A 16,602-nucleotide genomic window follows, 5' to 3' on the forward strand; every position below is an offset into this window, starting at 1 on the left:
TAAAAAGGCTCAAATGGGCATCACCCCAAGTGCCAAACTTACCAAATCCCCATAGGCTGGCATAATCAAAGCTCGACATTCCCGCGCCTTCCTCCCTGGAGGCTTATCCGACGCCTGCCTTCAGGATTGGATCAACGTCGGCGCTCGGCAGGCATCCGATAACCCTATACCAATGCGGACATCGCAGTTGCGACAACGTATCATTCCCCAAAGTGGACAACTCAATAAGCCTGACGAACCTTAGTTTCGACGCTCGGTTTTCGCTGAAATGAATATTATTAGCCACAAGATCCACACTGCAAAAACTCCGAACAAAGGCTTTCCAAAACTGGCGTAGCCGTTATGCAGGAGCCAAAGGCCCGAATAAAATATGGCAAATGCAACGGCGATGCCGCCGAACAACGTCAGCGCGCCCATAGGGTGTATGGGGGTAGCGCTGCCAAACCACGTCCATCTAAACCAGTATTCTTTATGCTTTCCCATTTTCCCCTCGATCTTAGAAATAGCCCCATAGTGTGGTTTGAGCGACCGCCTTCAGTTCTTCTAATCGGTCCGACTTGGTTCCGGTCTCCCTCGCGCCCAAGGCGGACCTTTAGGGAAGTTCGTAAAGCCCAAGAGCGGAGGTGCTGTTCTTTCACCTAGCTTCTGAAGTTGTGGATCACAATGTCGTCGCTAAACGTCGCCTCTTTCCAAGAGGAAATGAGCTGGCGCCGTTTCAGCCATTCCACAAGCTCTAAATTCTTGGGCGTTCCTTCGATTTGCGGCCGCGACCAGCCAGGCTTTATATCTCTGAAGGGAGACGGCAAAGCTTGTAGAGTCGTTCGGACCTGATCGTCACTTAGATGGTGATTCAGCTTGTTGAACAGTGAAATTTGCACAGCGATAGGCTTTGAATGAATCACTAAGGCTTGCGCCGTCTCTGCCGTAAGTCCCGGAACATTGACGTCTGTGCGATCTAGGACTGGCCCCACGATGGCGCAGCGAGCCGGAAGGCCCGCAAACGACGGTATGTCCATCGCCTCAACTATCTTCCGCTTTTGTCCGTCGTTGACGTCAGATTTGATGATCGCTTCGCGCTGGTCATCAGTCAGGGGGATCTTGTCTGCCATCGTAAGATATGAGGCAATATTTTTCACCAAAAACGGCAATTGAAGGTCCGCAAAATTATCAAGACGCTCATAACTTTCCATGCTGAATGTTATTTTGCGCTCGTCGATTAGTATCCTGACCTTATCCGAACCGATTGACGTCGGGAACTTCGGGAAGGGCCTAGGCAGCTTCCTGACATAGGTTCGGTAAATATCGTTGGGCAGATCATCGTTTCCAATTAGATATTGGCGCAATGGAAGGACAGCGTCCTCTATTGGGATGTCCAGTTTTGACAGTTGGGTCAGCGATTGCCCTCCCTGTACAAACCTGGTCAAGATATCTGCCTTAAAGTCCTCGTTCAAAATGAATGTAAGGCAGTTCTCCCAGGTCGCTTCGACCTTTTGATCGTTGAGCAGAATTGGCTGTACCCGTCTTGACACCTCTGCGAGGGAGGGCAGCTTTCCAATCTGTTGTTCGACAAAGGCTTCAATATCTTCGAGGGCAAGCTGCTCACGATTGATTATAGACAAGACCGCAGTAGTATCCTCACTCACATTTTCATCGATTTGCAGCAGGACCTCTGTCAGATAGACGTCGAAGTCTCGCTCAATTCGCGCGATCAGTGGGGCATTAGCCGAGGCCAGGACAGTTGAATAATGTTTTGAGTGCAGATCTGACAAATTGACCGATCCCAGCACACATCGGAAGATTGAGTCGATATTATCGACAGAGAGTTTGTACATACCCTCGTCGGTGACGAAGCGATAAACACTCGGATACGCTTCGATGCTGGTAAGATTGGACACGTCCGGCCGAATGATTGCCAAGCGTGAAGGCTCAAGATCAATTCCCAGAGCCAAAATTCCGGGGAGATTATCGGAAACAAAGTCTGAAAATGCTCGGTCTGTTTTTTTGAGCGTTTCCAAACGATCAAGTGTCAGTTGCGTTAGGATGTAGGCTGCGTGGGATAAATTTCCCCTGTTCGCTATGGCAGCTTGAGGAAACCCTGGCCACTGTCCAATCAGTGCTAGGAGCAGCTCCGGAATGTGGGTGCCACCTTCGTAATAGATTTCGAAAAACGCGCCGCATTCGCCAAAATTCGACGAAATGAATTCGAGCATTTTAGAAATTTGGTCCCGATAGGTCACCGGATTACTCAACAAACAGTCTACCAAGCTTTTGTTGAGCACGAAGTTTTGAAGGAAGTCATCCGGTCGCATTGCTGCGATAACTTCTTTAGGGTTGTCAATCTGGAAGTCCGGTTCGGGATTATTAAAGCTGCGTATCTGGATTAGAAACTTATTGTCATTCGGCGATAGTCGACCAGAATGAAACAGCGATGTGTATTGGTAGTAAGAATTGTCAAGGTAACCCTCTAATACTAGATATTGAGCCAAATTTTTGTTCTCTTCAAAAATATCGAACAGGCCGGCAGATGTGTTTAACTCGTGTCGGATAATCTCGTTGAATTTCGCCAGGCGCAGACCGGCAATTTGACTTCGAATATCTTTGATAGATTTTAGGCAACGCTCTTTGAAGTCACTGGATGTGCGCTCCAGCTCCTGCTTTCTTTCTAGGTATGTCTTGTTTGGATTGACTGCCTTTTGAAAGCCCGAAATATCCACGTGCTGGGCAGCGTAGCCCTGCTGAGCGTTTCGAACCAACACGTTATGGGAATCCACCATTTGATCGAATGCCGGATAACTCGTGATTTCACCGTAGTGGACCTCGCCCTGCCCTTGTATACCGACAGCATTAAAGTGCGTGGGAAGCCTTTTTATCAGGGCCATAGCGTAAATGGCTCGGAGCTCCTGTAAATCTGCCGGAAACTGTGCGTCCGCAGCTAATATTTGCTTCTCAATCTCGTTAATTTGCGCCTTGTAGCCGGTCTCTACGCGGGCGATATATTCTACGTGCTTGTCTAATATTCCCGCAAGCAACCCCTTCCTCTTGTGCAATTCCTCAAAATCACTGGGTAGTATATTTTTATAGATTAGAACCGCGAGCAGCTTATTTGGATTGAATACAGACTCGCCGTCTGCCTCTAGATTTGAAACGTAAATCTTATACTCGTTAAATATATTTTGTATAAGTCGAAGGTCGTTTAGATAACGGGAAACCTCTCGAAGGAATTGACTATCTAACTTTTCATATATGGCCAATCTCTTTCCATGTTCTAAGACTTTATCTATGGAATTGGAGGTATTTATTATCGGAATGACCGGGATGATAAATTCAAAGAATTTTGTCCTCTCCGTATTTTCGAACATATTATCGCGAATGGCGTACAAAAAGCGGACTGTTCGATGTACACCCGCGTTCGCATTTATTAGACTATTTATCTCACGCAACGTAACGAAAATATCGGGTTTATTGAATCGGTCTAAATCTTCGATGACTACTAACTTATATTTTGTTGATTGAAAGAAGTAAATAATCTCGTCTAAGTGCCGATTTAAAATAGATTCTTCCTTTGCATCACTCGGCGTAAGCTCAATATCTTTGAGGGATATGCTCTTTAACGATATGCCCATGCTGCGGATGTACACGTAATGCAACGCAACCCATATGAATATTGTACTCACGGCGAGCAATCCCAAGAGCGGGATTTTCGTACCATCAATTTTGGAGAAAAAGATCGGATCAAATATTTCCGGGTGTTTGAAGAACACCTGCCAGGTGGCTACTGAGCCGACTAACGTAAAAAACGATACAAAAACTGCTAACTTACCTGGTGTCTGGATTCTCTTAAATCGCGATAGCGGCAGTCTATTCGCGTCCGCTCCATAGAGCATTTGCTGCAATATGCTCCTCTCAATTTCTTGCTTTGTCACGACTGCAGAACTATCGACGACTTCTGGAACAAACGCCGCCAGGGATATATTTAAGGTCGCACTATTGTAGCGCTTAAGAAACGTCCGAATGATACTGCTCTTTCCGGAGCCGTATGGCCCAGTCAATGCAATGTTTGTGATGTTGGGATTCTGCGTCGCAAATAGTAGCGCCTTGGTATAAACACCTGTTGCATCTGCTTTATCGGTCGGCGCCAAGTCCACGAATCCAGAGAGATCGGGTGAATCCCCGCTCCTTGATTCTATCCACTCCTCCAATGTCTCTATGACATTCTTTATTTTTTTCAGCAGCTTCAGCACTTTGCCCCTCGCTTGAACCATTTTTTGCGTTTGCAATTTTTAGCATAGTAGACGGAGTAATCCACCTAAAGCCGAGATATTTATCCGCCCGTCTGCTCATGGCGTCCGTCGCCGGTCTTCGGCCGGGATGACCGCTTGCGCCATATTAAACTTCAGGCAGGAACCGTGATGGCTAAAAGGCTGCGCTTCTCAAAACGGCGATATTTGGGAGAAGGTTCTGAAATTCGTATGTATAGGCTTCCAGCATTAAATCTCCTCTCGCACCTGTCTCCGGAAAAAACTCGCGATTTAAGGTCTCAGAACAGGTTTTTGAGAGATGAGTGCGTCCGCTTTTGGCCTACAGCCCAAGGACCTGAATGTCTCTTAAGGTATAGGGTTATCGGATGCCTGCCGAGCGCCGACGTTGATCCAATCCTGAAGGCAGGCGTCGGATAAGCCTCCAGGGAGGAAGGCGCGGGAATGTCGAGCTTTGATTATGCCAGCCTATGGGGATTTGGTAAGTTTGGCACTTGGGGTGATGCCCATTTGAGCCTTTTTATGCATCCCGTTGGTTGCGAAGACGATCACAGAGTGTGGCTTTTGATAGGTTCTCTGCCAACTGCTATCGGCTGACTGGCCCAGGCATTGACCGGAACGCCAATTTGGCAACGACGGTGCCGATCGCTGTCTTTTAAGACAGCGGCACATTGCCCAACATGCGTTGTTCTGTTGCGCGATAGCGTCAGTCATGATGTGTCGATCCGGATTTTAGGTACGGGCTGATGCCGGGGCAAACACCCGCGCGCGAAGGTTTCGATCATGACCATACGCCCCCCGCAACAGCGGCAAGGATTGGGGCGTGATGGGAGCTCGTTATCATTCGCGGGCTCTGGTTCAGTTGGACATTGTGGTTCCGGCACATTGAGCAATTTGCGCGCCCGCGCGATATTCTCAGTCCGGCCACCATTGGCGAACAAGCCGTAATGGCGGATGCGATGGAATCCACTGGGAAGCACATGGATAAGGAAGCGACGGATAAATTCGTTAGGGGATAGCGTCATGACCTTGGCCTGGTCTTTGCCGCTGGCCCGGTAGTCTTTCCATTTAAAGGTTATCCCGGCATCGTTGATGGCGATCAGTCGTGAGTTGCCGATGGCAACGCGATGGGTATACCGCGACAAGTAAGCCAAGACAGCTTCTGGTCCGCCAAAGGGTCTCTTCGAATAGACGACCCACTCGGTTCTTCGAAGTGGTGCGAGATAGTCATTGAAGGTGTCTGGATCTGCCAATCTGGCGAGTTCATTGAAGACCTGAAGTCGCCCTTCGTTGTGTGCGGCCTTGAGCTTTTCCAAAAACAATCGGCGAAACAGGCGTGAGAGAACCCGGACGGGCAGGAAGAAGCCGGGGCGGCAGGCAATCCAGCTCAGGCCATCGCGTGATATGCCCCCTCCAGGCACGATGATGTGGACATGGGGATGGTGGGTCAAGGCCGATCCCCAGGTGTGAAGCACGCCTGTCACACCGATCTTTGCGCCCAGATGCTTGGGATCTCCAGCGATGGTGATGAGCGTTTGCGATGCGGCCTTGAACAGGATGTCGTAAACGACGGCTTTGTTCTGATAGGCGATGTCGGCGATAGCTGCCGGGAGGGTGAAGACGACGTGATAATAGGGAACCGGCAAAAGTTCGGCTTCACGATCTGCCAACCATTGCTTGGCGGCCATTGCCTGACACTTTGGGCAGTGCCGGTTGCGGCAGGAGTTGTAGAAAATAAGCAGGTGCGCGCAATCCATACACGCCTCGACATGGCCCCCAAGGGCTGCCGTTCGGCAAGAACTCGATGGCGGACATGACCTTCAATTGTCCAAGACTGATCCGTCCGGCGTTGGCGGATCGCCAAGCCGAGCCAAAGCGGCGGAAGATATCCGCGACCTCCAGTGTTGGGCGTGACACGGAATCTACCGGTCAGGCTGGCGGCCTTACTTCCGCAACGGGCAGAAAATCAAGGGGGCTGGTGATCTCGCCAATCGCTTTGAGGGCAACCCGGGTGTAAAGCGCCGTGGTGTCAAGTTTCTTATGGCCGAGCAGAACCTGGATGACGCGAATGTCGGTCTTGTTCTCGAGAAGGTGGGTGGCGAAACTGTGACGTAAGGTATGTGGGGACACACGCTTAACTATCCCGGCCTGTTCCGCGGCTACGTGGCAGAGGCGATTGATCTGGCGGGGCGTCAATGGCGCTATGCCTTCATTCCAGGGGCTTGGGAACAGCCAATAGCGCGGGCGATACTGAGACCAATATGTACGCAGCAACTCAAGGAGTTGCGGCGACAACATGACATAACGGTCTTTACGACCCTTGCCCTGTTCAACTCGAACGGCCATCCGTTCGCTATCAATGTCGCCGACTTTTAGAACGGACACCTCATGGACCCGCAGCCCGGTCGCATAGGCCGTGGTCAACATCGTCCTGGCCTTCAGGTTGGGCGCGGCAGCCAGAAACCTGGCGACCTCCTCCTGGCTAAGAACGACCGGCAAACGCCGTGCTTCCCGGGCGAAGACAACCCGATCCGTGACCTCAGGCCGGTTCAGCGTCGCCCGGAAGAAGAAACGTAGGGCGGTCATGGCAATATTACGGCTCGGAACGCCAAGACCAGAGGTGGACAGGTGAAGTTGGTATCGGCGGATATCCTCAAAATCCGCCTTGTCCGGGGAACGACCCAAAAAAACGGCAAAGTTCTTCACATGCCGCAAATAATCTTTCTGGACCTTTGGAGAAAACTGACGGATCGTCATCTCTTCAATCATGCGCCGGCGTAGCGGACTAACCTGGCTTATTCACGGTCTCGGCAAAATGTTGCAGCAGGTGTAGCTTAAGGCGTTGTTTTGGAATAGATTCTGGTTACCACACCTGACCTAAATCCCTAACAGCCAAGGCCACACCTGCCATGGACCAGAATACCGATCTTCCGTTTGATTTGCCAAGCGTTTCGCGCAAGAAAATCACCGCCGCGTTCGATGGCGGGCGTATCAGTTCTGATGGTGGCGTCATGCTGCTGTCGGCCGCAGAACGCCACATCGGGATCATCGACCGGCTCTGGCGGCTGATACCGGACCGTCGCAATCCATTTTCGGTCACCCATTCCCTTGCCTCCATCCTGAAGGCCCGCATCTTCGCCATCGCCTGTGGCTATGAGGACGGCAACGATCTGGCCTCTTTGCGCACGGATCCCGCGTTCAAACTGGCGTGCGGTCGACTGCCCGAGGCAGGCAAGGACCTGTGCTCGCAACCGACGCTGTCGCGCCTTGAGAATGCTCCGGATCTTCGCAGCCTCGTCAGACTGACCTATGCCCTAATCGATCAGTATTGCCATAGCTTTGGATCTGCGATCCCGGCTGCGATCACCCTCGATATCGATGACACGGTCGACGTCGTCCATGGTCGGCAGCAGCTGTCGTTCTTCAATGCCCATGAAGGGGAGTACTGTTTTAAACCCATCCACGTCTACGACGTCGCCACGGGGCGGCCAGTCGTAGTCATCCTACGACCGGGTAAAACCCCTTCAGGCAAGGAGGTGCGAGGTTGGGTTCGCAAGATCGTGCGTCGTATCCACAAGCACTGGCCCAACACCCACATCACCCTGCGCGGTGACAGCCACTACGCCAGACCCGAGGTCATGGCCTGGGCCGAACGAAAGGGCGTCGACTATATCTTCGGGCTGGCCGGCTCCAGGCCCTTGCATGCCAAGGTCGAGGCGTTTGCCGACCACATCCGTGTTGTGCGCGCCGAAGAGGACGCGGCGGCTGTACGCGGCTATACCGAAGTCAGCCATGGCGCTGCCTCATGGGGATGCGAGCGACGCGTCATCGCCCGGATAGAGGCGACCCCACTCGGTCTCGATAATCGCTTCGTCGTGACATCCCTGACTGATCCCGACCCGGAAACCTTGTACGCAAAGCTTTACTGCGCCAGAGCCAACGCGGAAAACCTCATCAAACTGCACAAAGCACAGCTCAAAAGTGACCGCACCTCCTGTCGCTGTCCTCTGGCCAATCAGATGCGGCTGATACTGCACACGGCGGCCTATTGGTTGATGCTGGCCGTCAGAGATCAGATACCCAAGACCCACGCGCTGGCAAAAGCCGAGTTCAGGACCCTCCGGCTGCGCTTACTGAAGATCGGCGCCCGGATTAAAGAGACCGCCCACCGCGTCAAGATCGCCTTCGCCGCCGCTTGCCCTGAGGCCGCACTCTTCCGCCAAATCATGGCGGGCCTCAAACCGGCGCCTTCATAAAGGATGGGGCTATGCCCCCAAAGCCACCGACATCCTCATTAACCCCATCGGAGAAAAACAAACCCCTCAGCGCGTGGCGAAAAACACGAAGCCCACAATTGCGGCCGTGAAAAACTCATCTCAAAGGAAAGGGAGAACGAAGCTACCGTGAATAGGATGGGCTAACTGTCTCGTCGCTCATGGGGGAGCTCCTGTCTTGAGTGAGGTGGTTCGAAGCCCTCTATCTCAAGACAGGACATGCCCATCGCGCTACTGTTCTCTACTATTGACGTGCAAAACTACCGCGCCAGCGGTTTAGTCCTTGGGCCAACTCCGGAAGAGACAGCTATAGACAGGGGGCCGTTCGGCGTTGTTTGCCTGCTCGGCGTTCGCCGGGCAAACCCAGACCGGTGCCGGTCTGGTGGGTTTCGCGCGGAGCCGGTTCCGTCTCTGATGAACGCGCTTCATTCATCGGTGTGCAGGTCTGGCGCTTGCACCTCACCTTTGCGCCGTGGCCGGCGACGGTTGATGGCGGAGGTGTCGAGCGTGTTTTTGATGTGGGCGGCGTAATACTTCTCGATCATCTCGACCGAGGTACGGCAGTTCTTGGCGATCTGATAGATGTCCGCGCCTTCCATCAGGCGCAGACAGATATAGGTGTGACGCAAGGAATAGGCCGTGCGCAACTGGCCGTCTCGATCCTCTTTCAGGCCATTACGCTCCAGGAGATTATTGAACAGCTTGATATGGTTCCCGGGGAAGACCGGGTCTTTCGGCTGAGGGTATGAGACGTCGGGCATGATAGTGTCCTCTGCCCGCTTCTGCTTTGCTGTCAGCTTGATACGAGGGGTGGGCTTCGCCCGCTTTAACAGACGCTCATAGACGACGACGGCGCCCGGCATCGACTTGCAGTAACCGACACCGATCTTACCGCGTACCTCGATCTCCAGGATACGCTGACCGGTGTCCTCATCTTTCACAATGGCGATGTCACGATGCTGGAGATTTTTGGCCTCGTCGGGCCGCAAGCCGGTATTGCCCATGAACAGGACAAAGTCGTGGACCTGCTCGGCATTCCAGCGGTGGCGCTCATGCACGGTTTTCGCATAGTCGCGAGTTGCGGTGTACAACGCCTTGTACTCGACCGGGCTAAACCACGGCCGATGGCTGATCTTTCCGCGCGTGCCGTAAGGCGGCGACAGGTCCGGCAGATGGGTTAGCCAGGCGTGGCGCTGCGCCGTCTTCAGCACCTGACGCAGGGTGACGATCTCATCATGGATGGTCGAGCGCGAGGGCGGCCTAGGTGCCACCGGCTCCTCTCCTTCTTTCGGCGGTTTGGGCTTGCGCCCCGTCTGGCCGGCGCGGTGAACACGATAAGCCTGCACCTTGCCTGCCGTGACATCGGAGATTCCAAGCGCGCCGAAGAACGGCTTCAGGTGGAGCCGCAAACGATGCTTGTGACCCTCGACCCAGCGCGGGCTCCTCTGCCCTTCAGTAATGGTTTCATATTCCACCTCGAACTGGTCGGCGACCTTAGCGAAGGTGATCTCCTTCTTCTTGATCAGGCCGACGCGCGACAGGCCGCGCAGATTCAGATACCAGTCCTCGGCCGCGATGCGCGCCAGAGCGAGGTCTTCTTCCTTGGTGCTCGATCGATGCTGGACGCCATCGATGCTGGCGGAGCAGTGCCATGTCTTATTGGTGCGGCGGTAGAGCTGCACCTTGCCGCTTAAAATCTCGTGGTTTGCCATCGTCGTATCCCTCCGTAAGGGGCCACATTCCAATTGCGCATTTAATCTGTGATGCTGCGCTGTTAGGGACGTCCTTACGAGTGCAGGCTGCAAATTATGACGCGTGGAATTCTATTAAATGGCCCGGAACGTCGGCGGAAATGGCATGATAGTCAGCGTCGCGAGATTGTCTCTCTGGCGTTTTCGCCTGGTTCGAGCGTGACAGAGGTTGCCCGGCAGTTCGATGTGGCGACAAGCCTGATTTACAGATGGCGGGATCAGTTTCTGGCGGCCAGCAGCGGCGTTTCTTTCAGTCCCGCTATACTTGCGGATGGGCCGGCGGGCGCTGGGTCAGAGTCAGGCGCGGGTTTGATAACAGTCGACTTCAAAATCGGCGCTCGTGTGAGCATTGGCGCTGGGGCTTCTCTTGAACTGGTCTCGGCGATCATGAAGAGCTTGCGATGATCCCCATCGGTTCGGGCGCTAAAATCTGGATTGCCACAGGTCACTTCGATATGAGGAAAGGCATGACTGGACTGTCCTTGTTGGTCCAGGAACATCTTCACCGACAGCCCTTCGCCGGCGATGTCTATGTCTTCCGGGGGCGTAGTGGTCGGTTGATTAAGGCGATCTGGCATGATGGGGTTGGGCTGTCGCTTTATACCAAAAGACTGGACCATGGACGCTTCATCTGGCCTTCAACCGTTGACGGCGCGATCCAGCTGACGAGCGGTCAGATGTCTTTTTTGCTCGAAGGTATTGAGTGGAGAAATCCCCAACATAGCTGGCGACCGACCAGCGCCGGCTAGGATTTAAGGTCACAGAATGTTGAATCAGATATAGCGAAAACCCTATACAGGGAAAGGGATTTATGATTCATTCCTGTATATGGATCACGCCCTGGACGCCTTGCCGGATGATGTCGCTGCCCTACGGGCGGAGCTGGTATTAGCGCGCTCAGAACGGCTGGCAGCTGAAGAGGCCCTAAGGCATAAATCGGCGTCTCACAGCACCCTTGCGGCGGAATACGCTGTGGCTCAGGCCAAGGCAGCTGAGGATATGGCGATAATCGCCCACCAGAAGCTTGTCATCGAGAAGCTTCAGAGGCAAATCCATGGCCAGACATCTGAACGATCGGCCCGCCTGACCGATCAGCTTGAAATGACCTTTGAAGAGCTTGAGGCGACAGCGACGGAAGCCGAGCTGTTGGCGGAGATGGCGGTCTCAAAAGCGACGCATGTGGCTGGCTTTACGCGCAGCCGGCCTCATACCCGTTTAAACTTCCCAGAACACCTGCCTCGCGAACGCGTCGTTGTGCCTGGACCAACCGTCTGCGACTGCTGTGGCAGCGATCGTCTGCGCAAGCTCAGCGAAGATGTCACGAAGACGCTCGAATCTATTCCGCGCACGTGGAAGGTCATTGAAACCGTACGCGAGAAGTTCTCATGCCGGGATTGCGAGAAAATCAGCCAGGCGCCATCGCCGTTCCATACCATTCCACGGGGGTGGGCCGGCCCCAGCCTTATAGCCATGATCCTGTTCGAGAAGTTCGGTCAGCACCAACCTCTCAATCGTCAGATTGAGCGCTATGCGCTGGAAGGGGTACCGATCAGCCTGTCAACGGTCGCTGATCTGGTTGGCGCCAGCTGTCTGGCGCTGGCGCCTCTGATCCGACTGGTTGAGGCGCACACCTTCAAGGCCGAGCGTTTACACGGCGATGACACCACAGTGCCTGTTCTGGCAGAGGGGAAGACGATTACGGGCCGAATATGGGGCTATGTAAAAGACGACAAGCCCTTCGGGGGCACGTCGCCACCATCGGCCATGTTCTATTATTCCCGCGATCGCGGTGGAGAACATCCTCAAGCGCATCTGATTAAATTTAAAGGTCTGTTCCAGGCCGACGCCTACTCCGGGTATGGTGAAATTTATAAACCGGGGCGAAGTCCCGGGCCCATTTTAGAAGCTGCCTGCTGGGCGCATGCGAGGAGGCCCTTCTTCATCATGGCCGACGTCGAACAGAATGCACGCCGTAAGGCCGAAGGTAAGAAGCCGTCCGTCCTGTCGCCTGTTGCCATGGAAATGGTGCGCCGGATCGATGCCCTCTTCGAGATCGAGCGTGGCATCAATGGCAAAAGTCCTGAAGAGCGTCACGCTGTCCGCCAAATGCTAAGTAAACCCATCATCGACGATCTGGAGCCCTGGATGCAAGATCAGAAAGCGAAGCTGCCTAACGGGCATGACCTGCGCAAAGCCTTGAATTACATGCTCAGCCGCTGGCACGCCTTCACACTCTTCCTGACGGATGGTCGGGTCTGTCTGTCGAACAATGCTGCCGAACGGGCGTTAAGAGGCATAGCTTTGGGCCGTCGAAACTGGACCTTCTGTGGGTCAGATCGCGGAGGCCAAAGGGCTGCGGCCATGTACAGTCTGATTGTTACCGCCAAGATGAACAAAATCGATCCGCAGATCTGGCTTGCTGATATCCTCGCGCGTATTGCAGAGCATCCCGCTCGACGTCTTGATGAGCTGCTCCCCTGGAACTGGCAGCCCTCAACCCAAAACAAAACTCAGGCGGACTGATGGCATATCGCGACAGTCATTTTTTTACGCTTAAATATGTCGCCCGGCAGCTCGAGGAAGACGAAGATCTTCTACGCGAAGTAACGATAGAAATGTTCTCTGAAGACGGGTGCTTTACCGTTTACGACGATTACCCAGCCGATGAAACAAAGGAGTTGATTACTGTTTTTAACACAGATGGGATCGACTACCTGATCGAGGCTCTGAAAGACAATCGGGAGCATTACGTCGAGCAACGTAAGAAAACTGAACTGTTCTACAAAAAGAAATAATCATACCCCCTGTGGCCTTGGGCGAATGGGTACCCATCGTCATTCCCCTAGAAAAACGTGTCAAAGACGATGTTACCACCTAAGCGGTAAAATGACAAATTTTGTGCTAGGTTGGTGTTAGGCGTTTTGGGGCTTAAAACGCAAAAAAGCCTCCCGAAGGAGGCTCATAATATGTTGTATTCGCTGTATTTTTGGTTGCGGGGGCCAGATTTGAACTGACGACCTTCAGGTTATGAGCCTGACGAGCTACCGGGCTGCTCCACCCCGCGTCACCAACATCACTTTCCAGTTTTCCTCGGGCTTAGCCCTTGGGTACTTTGAAGTGGATCCATATGTAAGAAACACAAACGACCGCCAAGCGAATGGCCTGACGGTCGAGTGTGTATTTGTAATGAAGAGCTGTGCTTTTCAGCACTATAAACCTCTGTAATCTGTAGACCTGGCGACGACCTACTCTCCCGTGACTTAAGACAAAGTACCATCGGCCCAGGAAGGCTTAACGACCGAGTTCGGAATGGGATCGGGTGGGGACCTTCCGGCATAGCCACCAGGTCAACAGATTACAGGGGTTTTGAGAAGACATTGCGTGCGCTTTTAGCGCTAAACGTGCTTGCCCGGCTGATTAAGGCGGCAAGCAGGTATGACATTAATTTCAGTGTATGTTGATGTTGTTCCATTATGGACTGTGCTACCGCATTCGCGGCTTGAGCACACATAAATTTAATTGAGGAACGATCAAGCCTATCGGATTATTAGTACTGGTTAGCTTCACTCCTCACGGAGCTTCCACACCCAGCCTATCAACGTGGTGGTCTACCACGATCCTCAGCGAGACCTTGTTTTGAGGCTAGTTTCCCGCTTAGATGCTTTCAGCGGTTATCTATTCCATACTTAGCTACCCTGCTGCGCGGCTGGCGCCACGACAGGTCCACCAGAGGTATGTCCATCCCGGTCCTCTCGTACTAGGGACAGATCCTCTCAAGTCTCGTACACCCACGGCAGATAGGGACCAAACTGTCTCACGACGTTCTGAACCCAGCTCACGTACCACTTTAAATGGCGAACAGCCATACCCTTGGGACCTGCTCCAGCCCCAGGATGTGATGAGCCGACATCGAGGTGCCAAACTTTGCCGTCGATATGGACTCTTGGGCAAAATCAGCCTGTTATCCCTAGAGTACCTTTTATCCGTTGAGCGATGGCCCTTCCACGCAGGACCACCGGATCACTATGGCCGACTTTCGTCTCTGCTCGACTTGTCAGTCTCGCAGTCAGGCGGGCTTATGCCATTGCACTCGTCGAACGATTTCCGACCGTTCTGAGCCCACCATCGCGCGCCTCCGTTACACTTTGGGAGGCGACCGCCCCAGTCAAACTACCCACCACGCCATGTCCCGGATCCGGATAACGGATCTCGGTTAGACGTCAACAGCAATAAGGGTGGTATTTCAAGGATGGCTCCACGAGAACTGGCGCCCTCGCTTCATAGCCTCCCACCTATCCTACACATGTTGCTGCTAACGCCAAGGCGAAGCTATAGTAAAGGTTCATAGGGTCTTTCCGTCTGACCGCGGGAACCCCGCATCTTCACGGGGAATTCAATTTCGCTGAGCCTATGCTGGAGACAGTGGGGAAGTCGTTACGCCATTCGTGCAGGTCGGAACTTACCCGACAAGGAATTTCGCTACCTTAGGACCGTTATAGTTACGGCCGCCGTTTACCGGGGCTTCAATTCGCAGCTTGCACCACTCCTTTTAACCTTCCGGCACCGGGCAGGCGTCAGACCCTATACGTCGCTTTACAGCTTCGCAGAGCCCTGTGTTTTTGATAAACAGTCGCTACCCCCTAGCCTGTGCCACTTACATCTGGTTGCCCAAATACAAGTCACGCTTATCCCGAAGTTACGCGTGTAATTTGCCGAGTTCCTTCAGCATAGTTCTCTCAAGCGCCTTGGTATACTCTACCTGACCACCTGTGTCGGTTTCGGGTACAGTCTCTGTATGAGTTATTTCCAGGGACAAGTTCCCTGCAAGGAGCAATCCAATAAGCCCTCACAAGTTACCTCATCCGTCACTTCATACTGGCCCAGGAATATTTACCTGGTTCCCATCGACTACGCCTTTCGGCCTCGCCTTAGGGGCTGGCTAACCCTACGCAGATTAGCTTTACGTAGGAACCCTTGGTCTTTCGGCGAGAGTGTCTCTCACACTCTTTATCGCTACTCATGTCAGCATTCTCACTTCTGATACCTCCAGCCAACCTCACGATTGACCTTCACAGGCTTACAGAACGCTCCGCTACCGCTCCCGAAGGAGCCCTGATCTTCGGCACATGGCTTTAGCCCCGTTACATTTTCCGCGCAGGATCGCTTGATCAGTGAGCTGTTACGCTATCTTTAAAGGATGGCTGCTTCTAAGCCAACCTCCTGATTGTCAAAGCAATCCCACATCGTTTCCCACTTAGCCATAATTTGGGGGCCTTAGATGCAGGTTAGGGTTGTTTCCCTTTTCACCATGGACGTTAGCACCCACAGTGTGTCTGCCGAACAGTTCTCTTGGGTATTCGGAGTTTGGTTAGAATTGGTACCGCTCGCGCAGCCCGCATCCATCCAGTGCTCTACCCCCCAAGGAATACATTCGACGCTCTACCTAAATAGATTTCGCGGAGAACCAGCTATGTCTAGGTTTGATTGGCCTTTCACCCCTATCCACAAGTCATCACAGAATTTTTCAACATTCACGTGTTCGGACCTCCAGTTGGTGTTACCCAACCTTCATCCTGCTCATGGATAGATCACCTAGTTTCGGGTCGTCATGCGACGAACTTAACGCTCTATTCAAACTCGCTTTCGCTACGCCTACACCTAACGGCTTAAGCTTGCTCGGCACATGAAGTCGCTGACCCATTATACAAAAGGTACGCCGTCACCCCGCTGGGGGGCTCCGACTGCTTGTAGGCTTCCGATTTCAGGATCTGTTTCACTCCCCTTGTCGGGGTGCTTTTCACCTTTCCCTCACGGTACTTGTTCACTATCGGTCGTAGAGGAGTACTTAGGCTTGGAGGGTGGTCCCCCCATGTTCAGACAGGATTTCACGTGTCCCGCCCTACTCGAGTCTCTTGCTATTTGACGCCTACGGGACTGTCACCCGCTATGGTCGACCTTTCCAGATCGTTCGGCTTTATGTCACAAGAGCACTGGCCTGGTTCCCGTTCGCTCGCCACTACTAGGGAAGTCTCGGTTGATGTCCTTTCCTCCGGTTACTGAGATGTTTCAGTTCACCGGGTTTGCTTAATAAGCCTATGTATTCAGCTTATTATACCTTTCAACAACTAACTCATCTAACCAAACCAGAAGGTTTGGATAAATGAGAGAGCCGTAAAGGTGGGTTTCCCCATTCGGAAATATGCGGATCAATGGGTGCTAGCGCCTCCCCGCATCTTATCGCAGCTTGCTACGTCCTTCATCGCCTCTCTACGCCAAGGCATCCGTCAGAAGCCCTTTAACGCTTGATCGTTCTCAATGAAA

General features: G+C 53.0%; 7 protein-coding genes, 1 tRNA gene, 2 rRNA genes and 1 pseudogene. 4 read left to right on the forward strand and 7 right to left on the reverse strand.

What is annotated here, in order from left to right; translation table 11 throughout:
* Positions 1 to 638: 638 nt before the first annotated feature.
* The 3 genes and pseudogenes from ABQ278_RS13970 to ABQ278_RS13980 form a co-directional block, all read right to left on the reverse strand.
* Positions 639 to 4,241, reverse strand: a complete 3,603-nt coding sequence (locus tag ABQ278_RS13970; RefSeq protein WP_349320120.1) for a hypothetical protein — start codon at positions 4,239 to 4,241, stop codon at positions 639 to 641.
* Between the two features lie 725 nt (positions 4,242 to 4,966).
* Positions 4,967 to 6,173: pseudogene (locus tag ABQ278_RS13975) on the reverse strand (IS91 family transposase).
* A gap of 12 nt (positions 6,174 to 6,185) precedes the next feature.
* Positions 6,186 to 7,025, reverse strand: coding sequence for a tyrosine-type recombinase/integrase (locus ABQ278_RS13980; RefSeq protein WP_349320121.1), 840 nt, complete (start codon positions 7,023 to 7,025; stop codon positions 6,186 to 6,188).
* Between the two features lie 140 nt (positions 7,026 to 7,165).
* Between ABQ278_RS13980 and ABQ278_RS13985 the strand changes: the two genes are divergently transcribed.
* Entirely contained in the window at positions 7,166 to 8,512 is a 1,347-nt protein-coding gene (locus ABQ278_RS13985; protein WP_349320122.1) for an IS1380 family transposase, read from the forward strand.
* Positions 8,513 to 8,955: 443 nt separating this feature from the next.
* On the opposite strand, the gene ABQ278_RS13990 is transcribed toward ABQ278_RS13985, so the two are convergent.
* Positions 8,956 to 10,242, reverse strand: coding sequence for a site-specific integrase (locus ABQ278_RS13990; RefSeq protein ID WP_349320123.1), 1,287 nt, complete (start codon positions 10,240 to 10,242; stop codon positions 8,956 to 8,958).
* A 440-nt stretch (positions 10,243 to 10,682) separates the two neighbouring features.
* Here ABQ278_RS13990 and tnpB point away from each other — a divergent pair, with 440 nt between their 5' ends.
* The 3 genes from tnpB (at position 10,683) to ABQ278_RS14005 (ending at position 13,076) form a co-directional block, all read left to right on the forward strand.
* Positions 10,683 to 11,030 carry an IS66 family insertion sequence element accessory protein TnpB gene (tnpB, locus tag ABQ278_RS13995; RefSeq protein WP_349319573.1) on the forward strand — a complete coding sequence of 116 codons (348 nt, stop codon included), beginning with the start codon at positions 10,683 to 10,685 and terminating at the stop codon, positions 11,028 to 11,030.
* A gap of 91 nt (positions 11,031 to 11,121) precedes the next feature.
* Positions 11,122 to 12,804, forward strand: a complete 1,683-nt coding sequence (locus ABQ278_RS14000; RefSeq protein ID WP_349322173.1) for an IS66 family transposase — start codon at positions 11,122 to 11,124, stop codon at positions 12,802 to 12,804.
* Complete coding sequence (locus ABQ278_RS14005; RefSeq protein WP_349320124.1) at positions 12,804 to 13,076, forward strand: hypothetical protein; 273 nt, start codon at positions 12,804 to 12,806, stop codon at positions 13,074 to 13,076. The genes ABQ278_RS14000 and ABQ278_RS14005 overlap by 1 nt, the downstream gene beginning before the upstream one ends.
* Before the next feature lie 192 nt (positions 13,077 to 13,268).
* On the opposite strand, the gene ABQ278_RS14010 is transcribed toward ABQ278_RS14005, so the two are convergent.
* From ABQ278_RS14010 to ABQ278_RS14020, 3 genes are all read right to left on the reverse strand, one after another.
* A tRNA-Met gene (locus ABQ278_RS14010) sits at positions 13,269 to 13,345 on the reverse strand.
* 168 nt (positions 13,346 to 13,513) lie between these two features.
* Positions 13,514 to 13,628, reverse strand: a 5S ribosomal RNA gene (gene rrf / locus ABQ278_RS14015).
* 179 nt (positions 13,629 to 13,807) lie between these two features.
* Positions 13,808 to 16,589, reverse strand: a 23S ribosomal RNA gene (locus tag ABQ278_RS14020).
* Positions 16,590 to 16,602 lie beyond the last annotated feature (13 nt).

It is taken from the genome of Asticcacaulis sp. MM231, from assembly GCF_964186625.1.
In the GTDB taxonomy this organism is placed as follows: domain Bacteria; phylum Pseudomonadota; class Alphaproteobacteria; order Caulobacterales; family Caulobacteraceae; genus Asticcacaulis.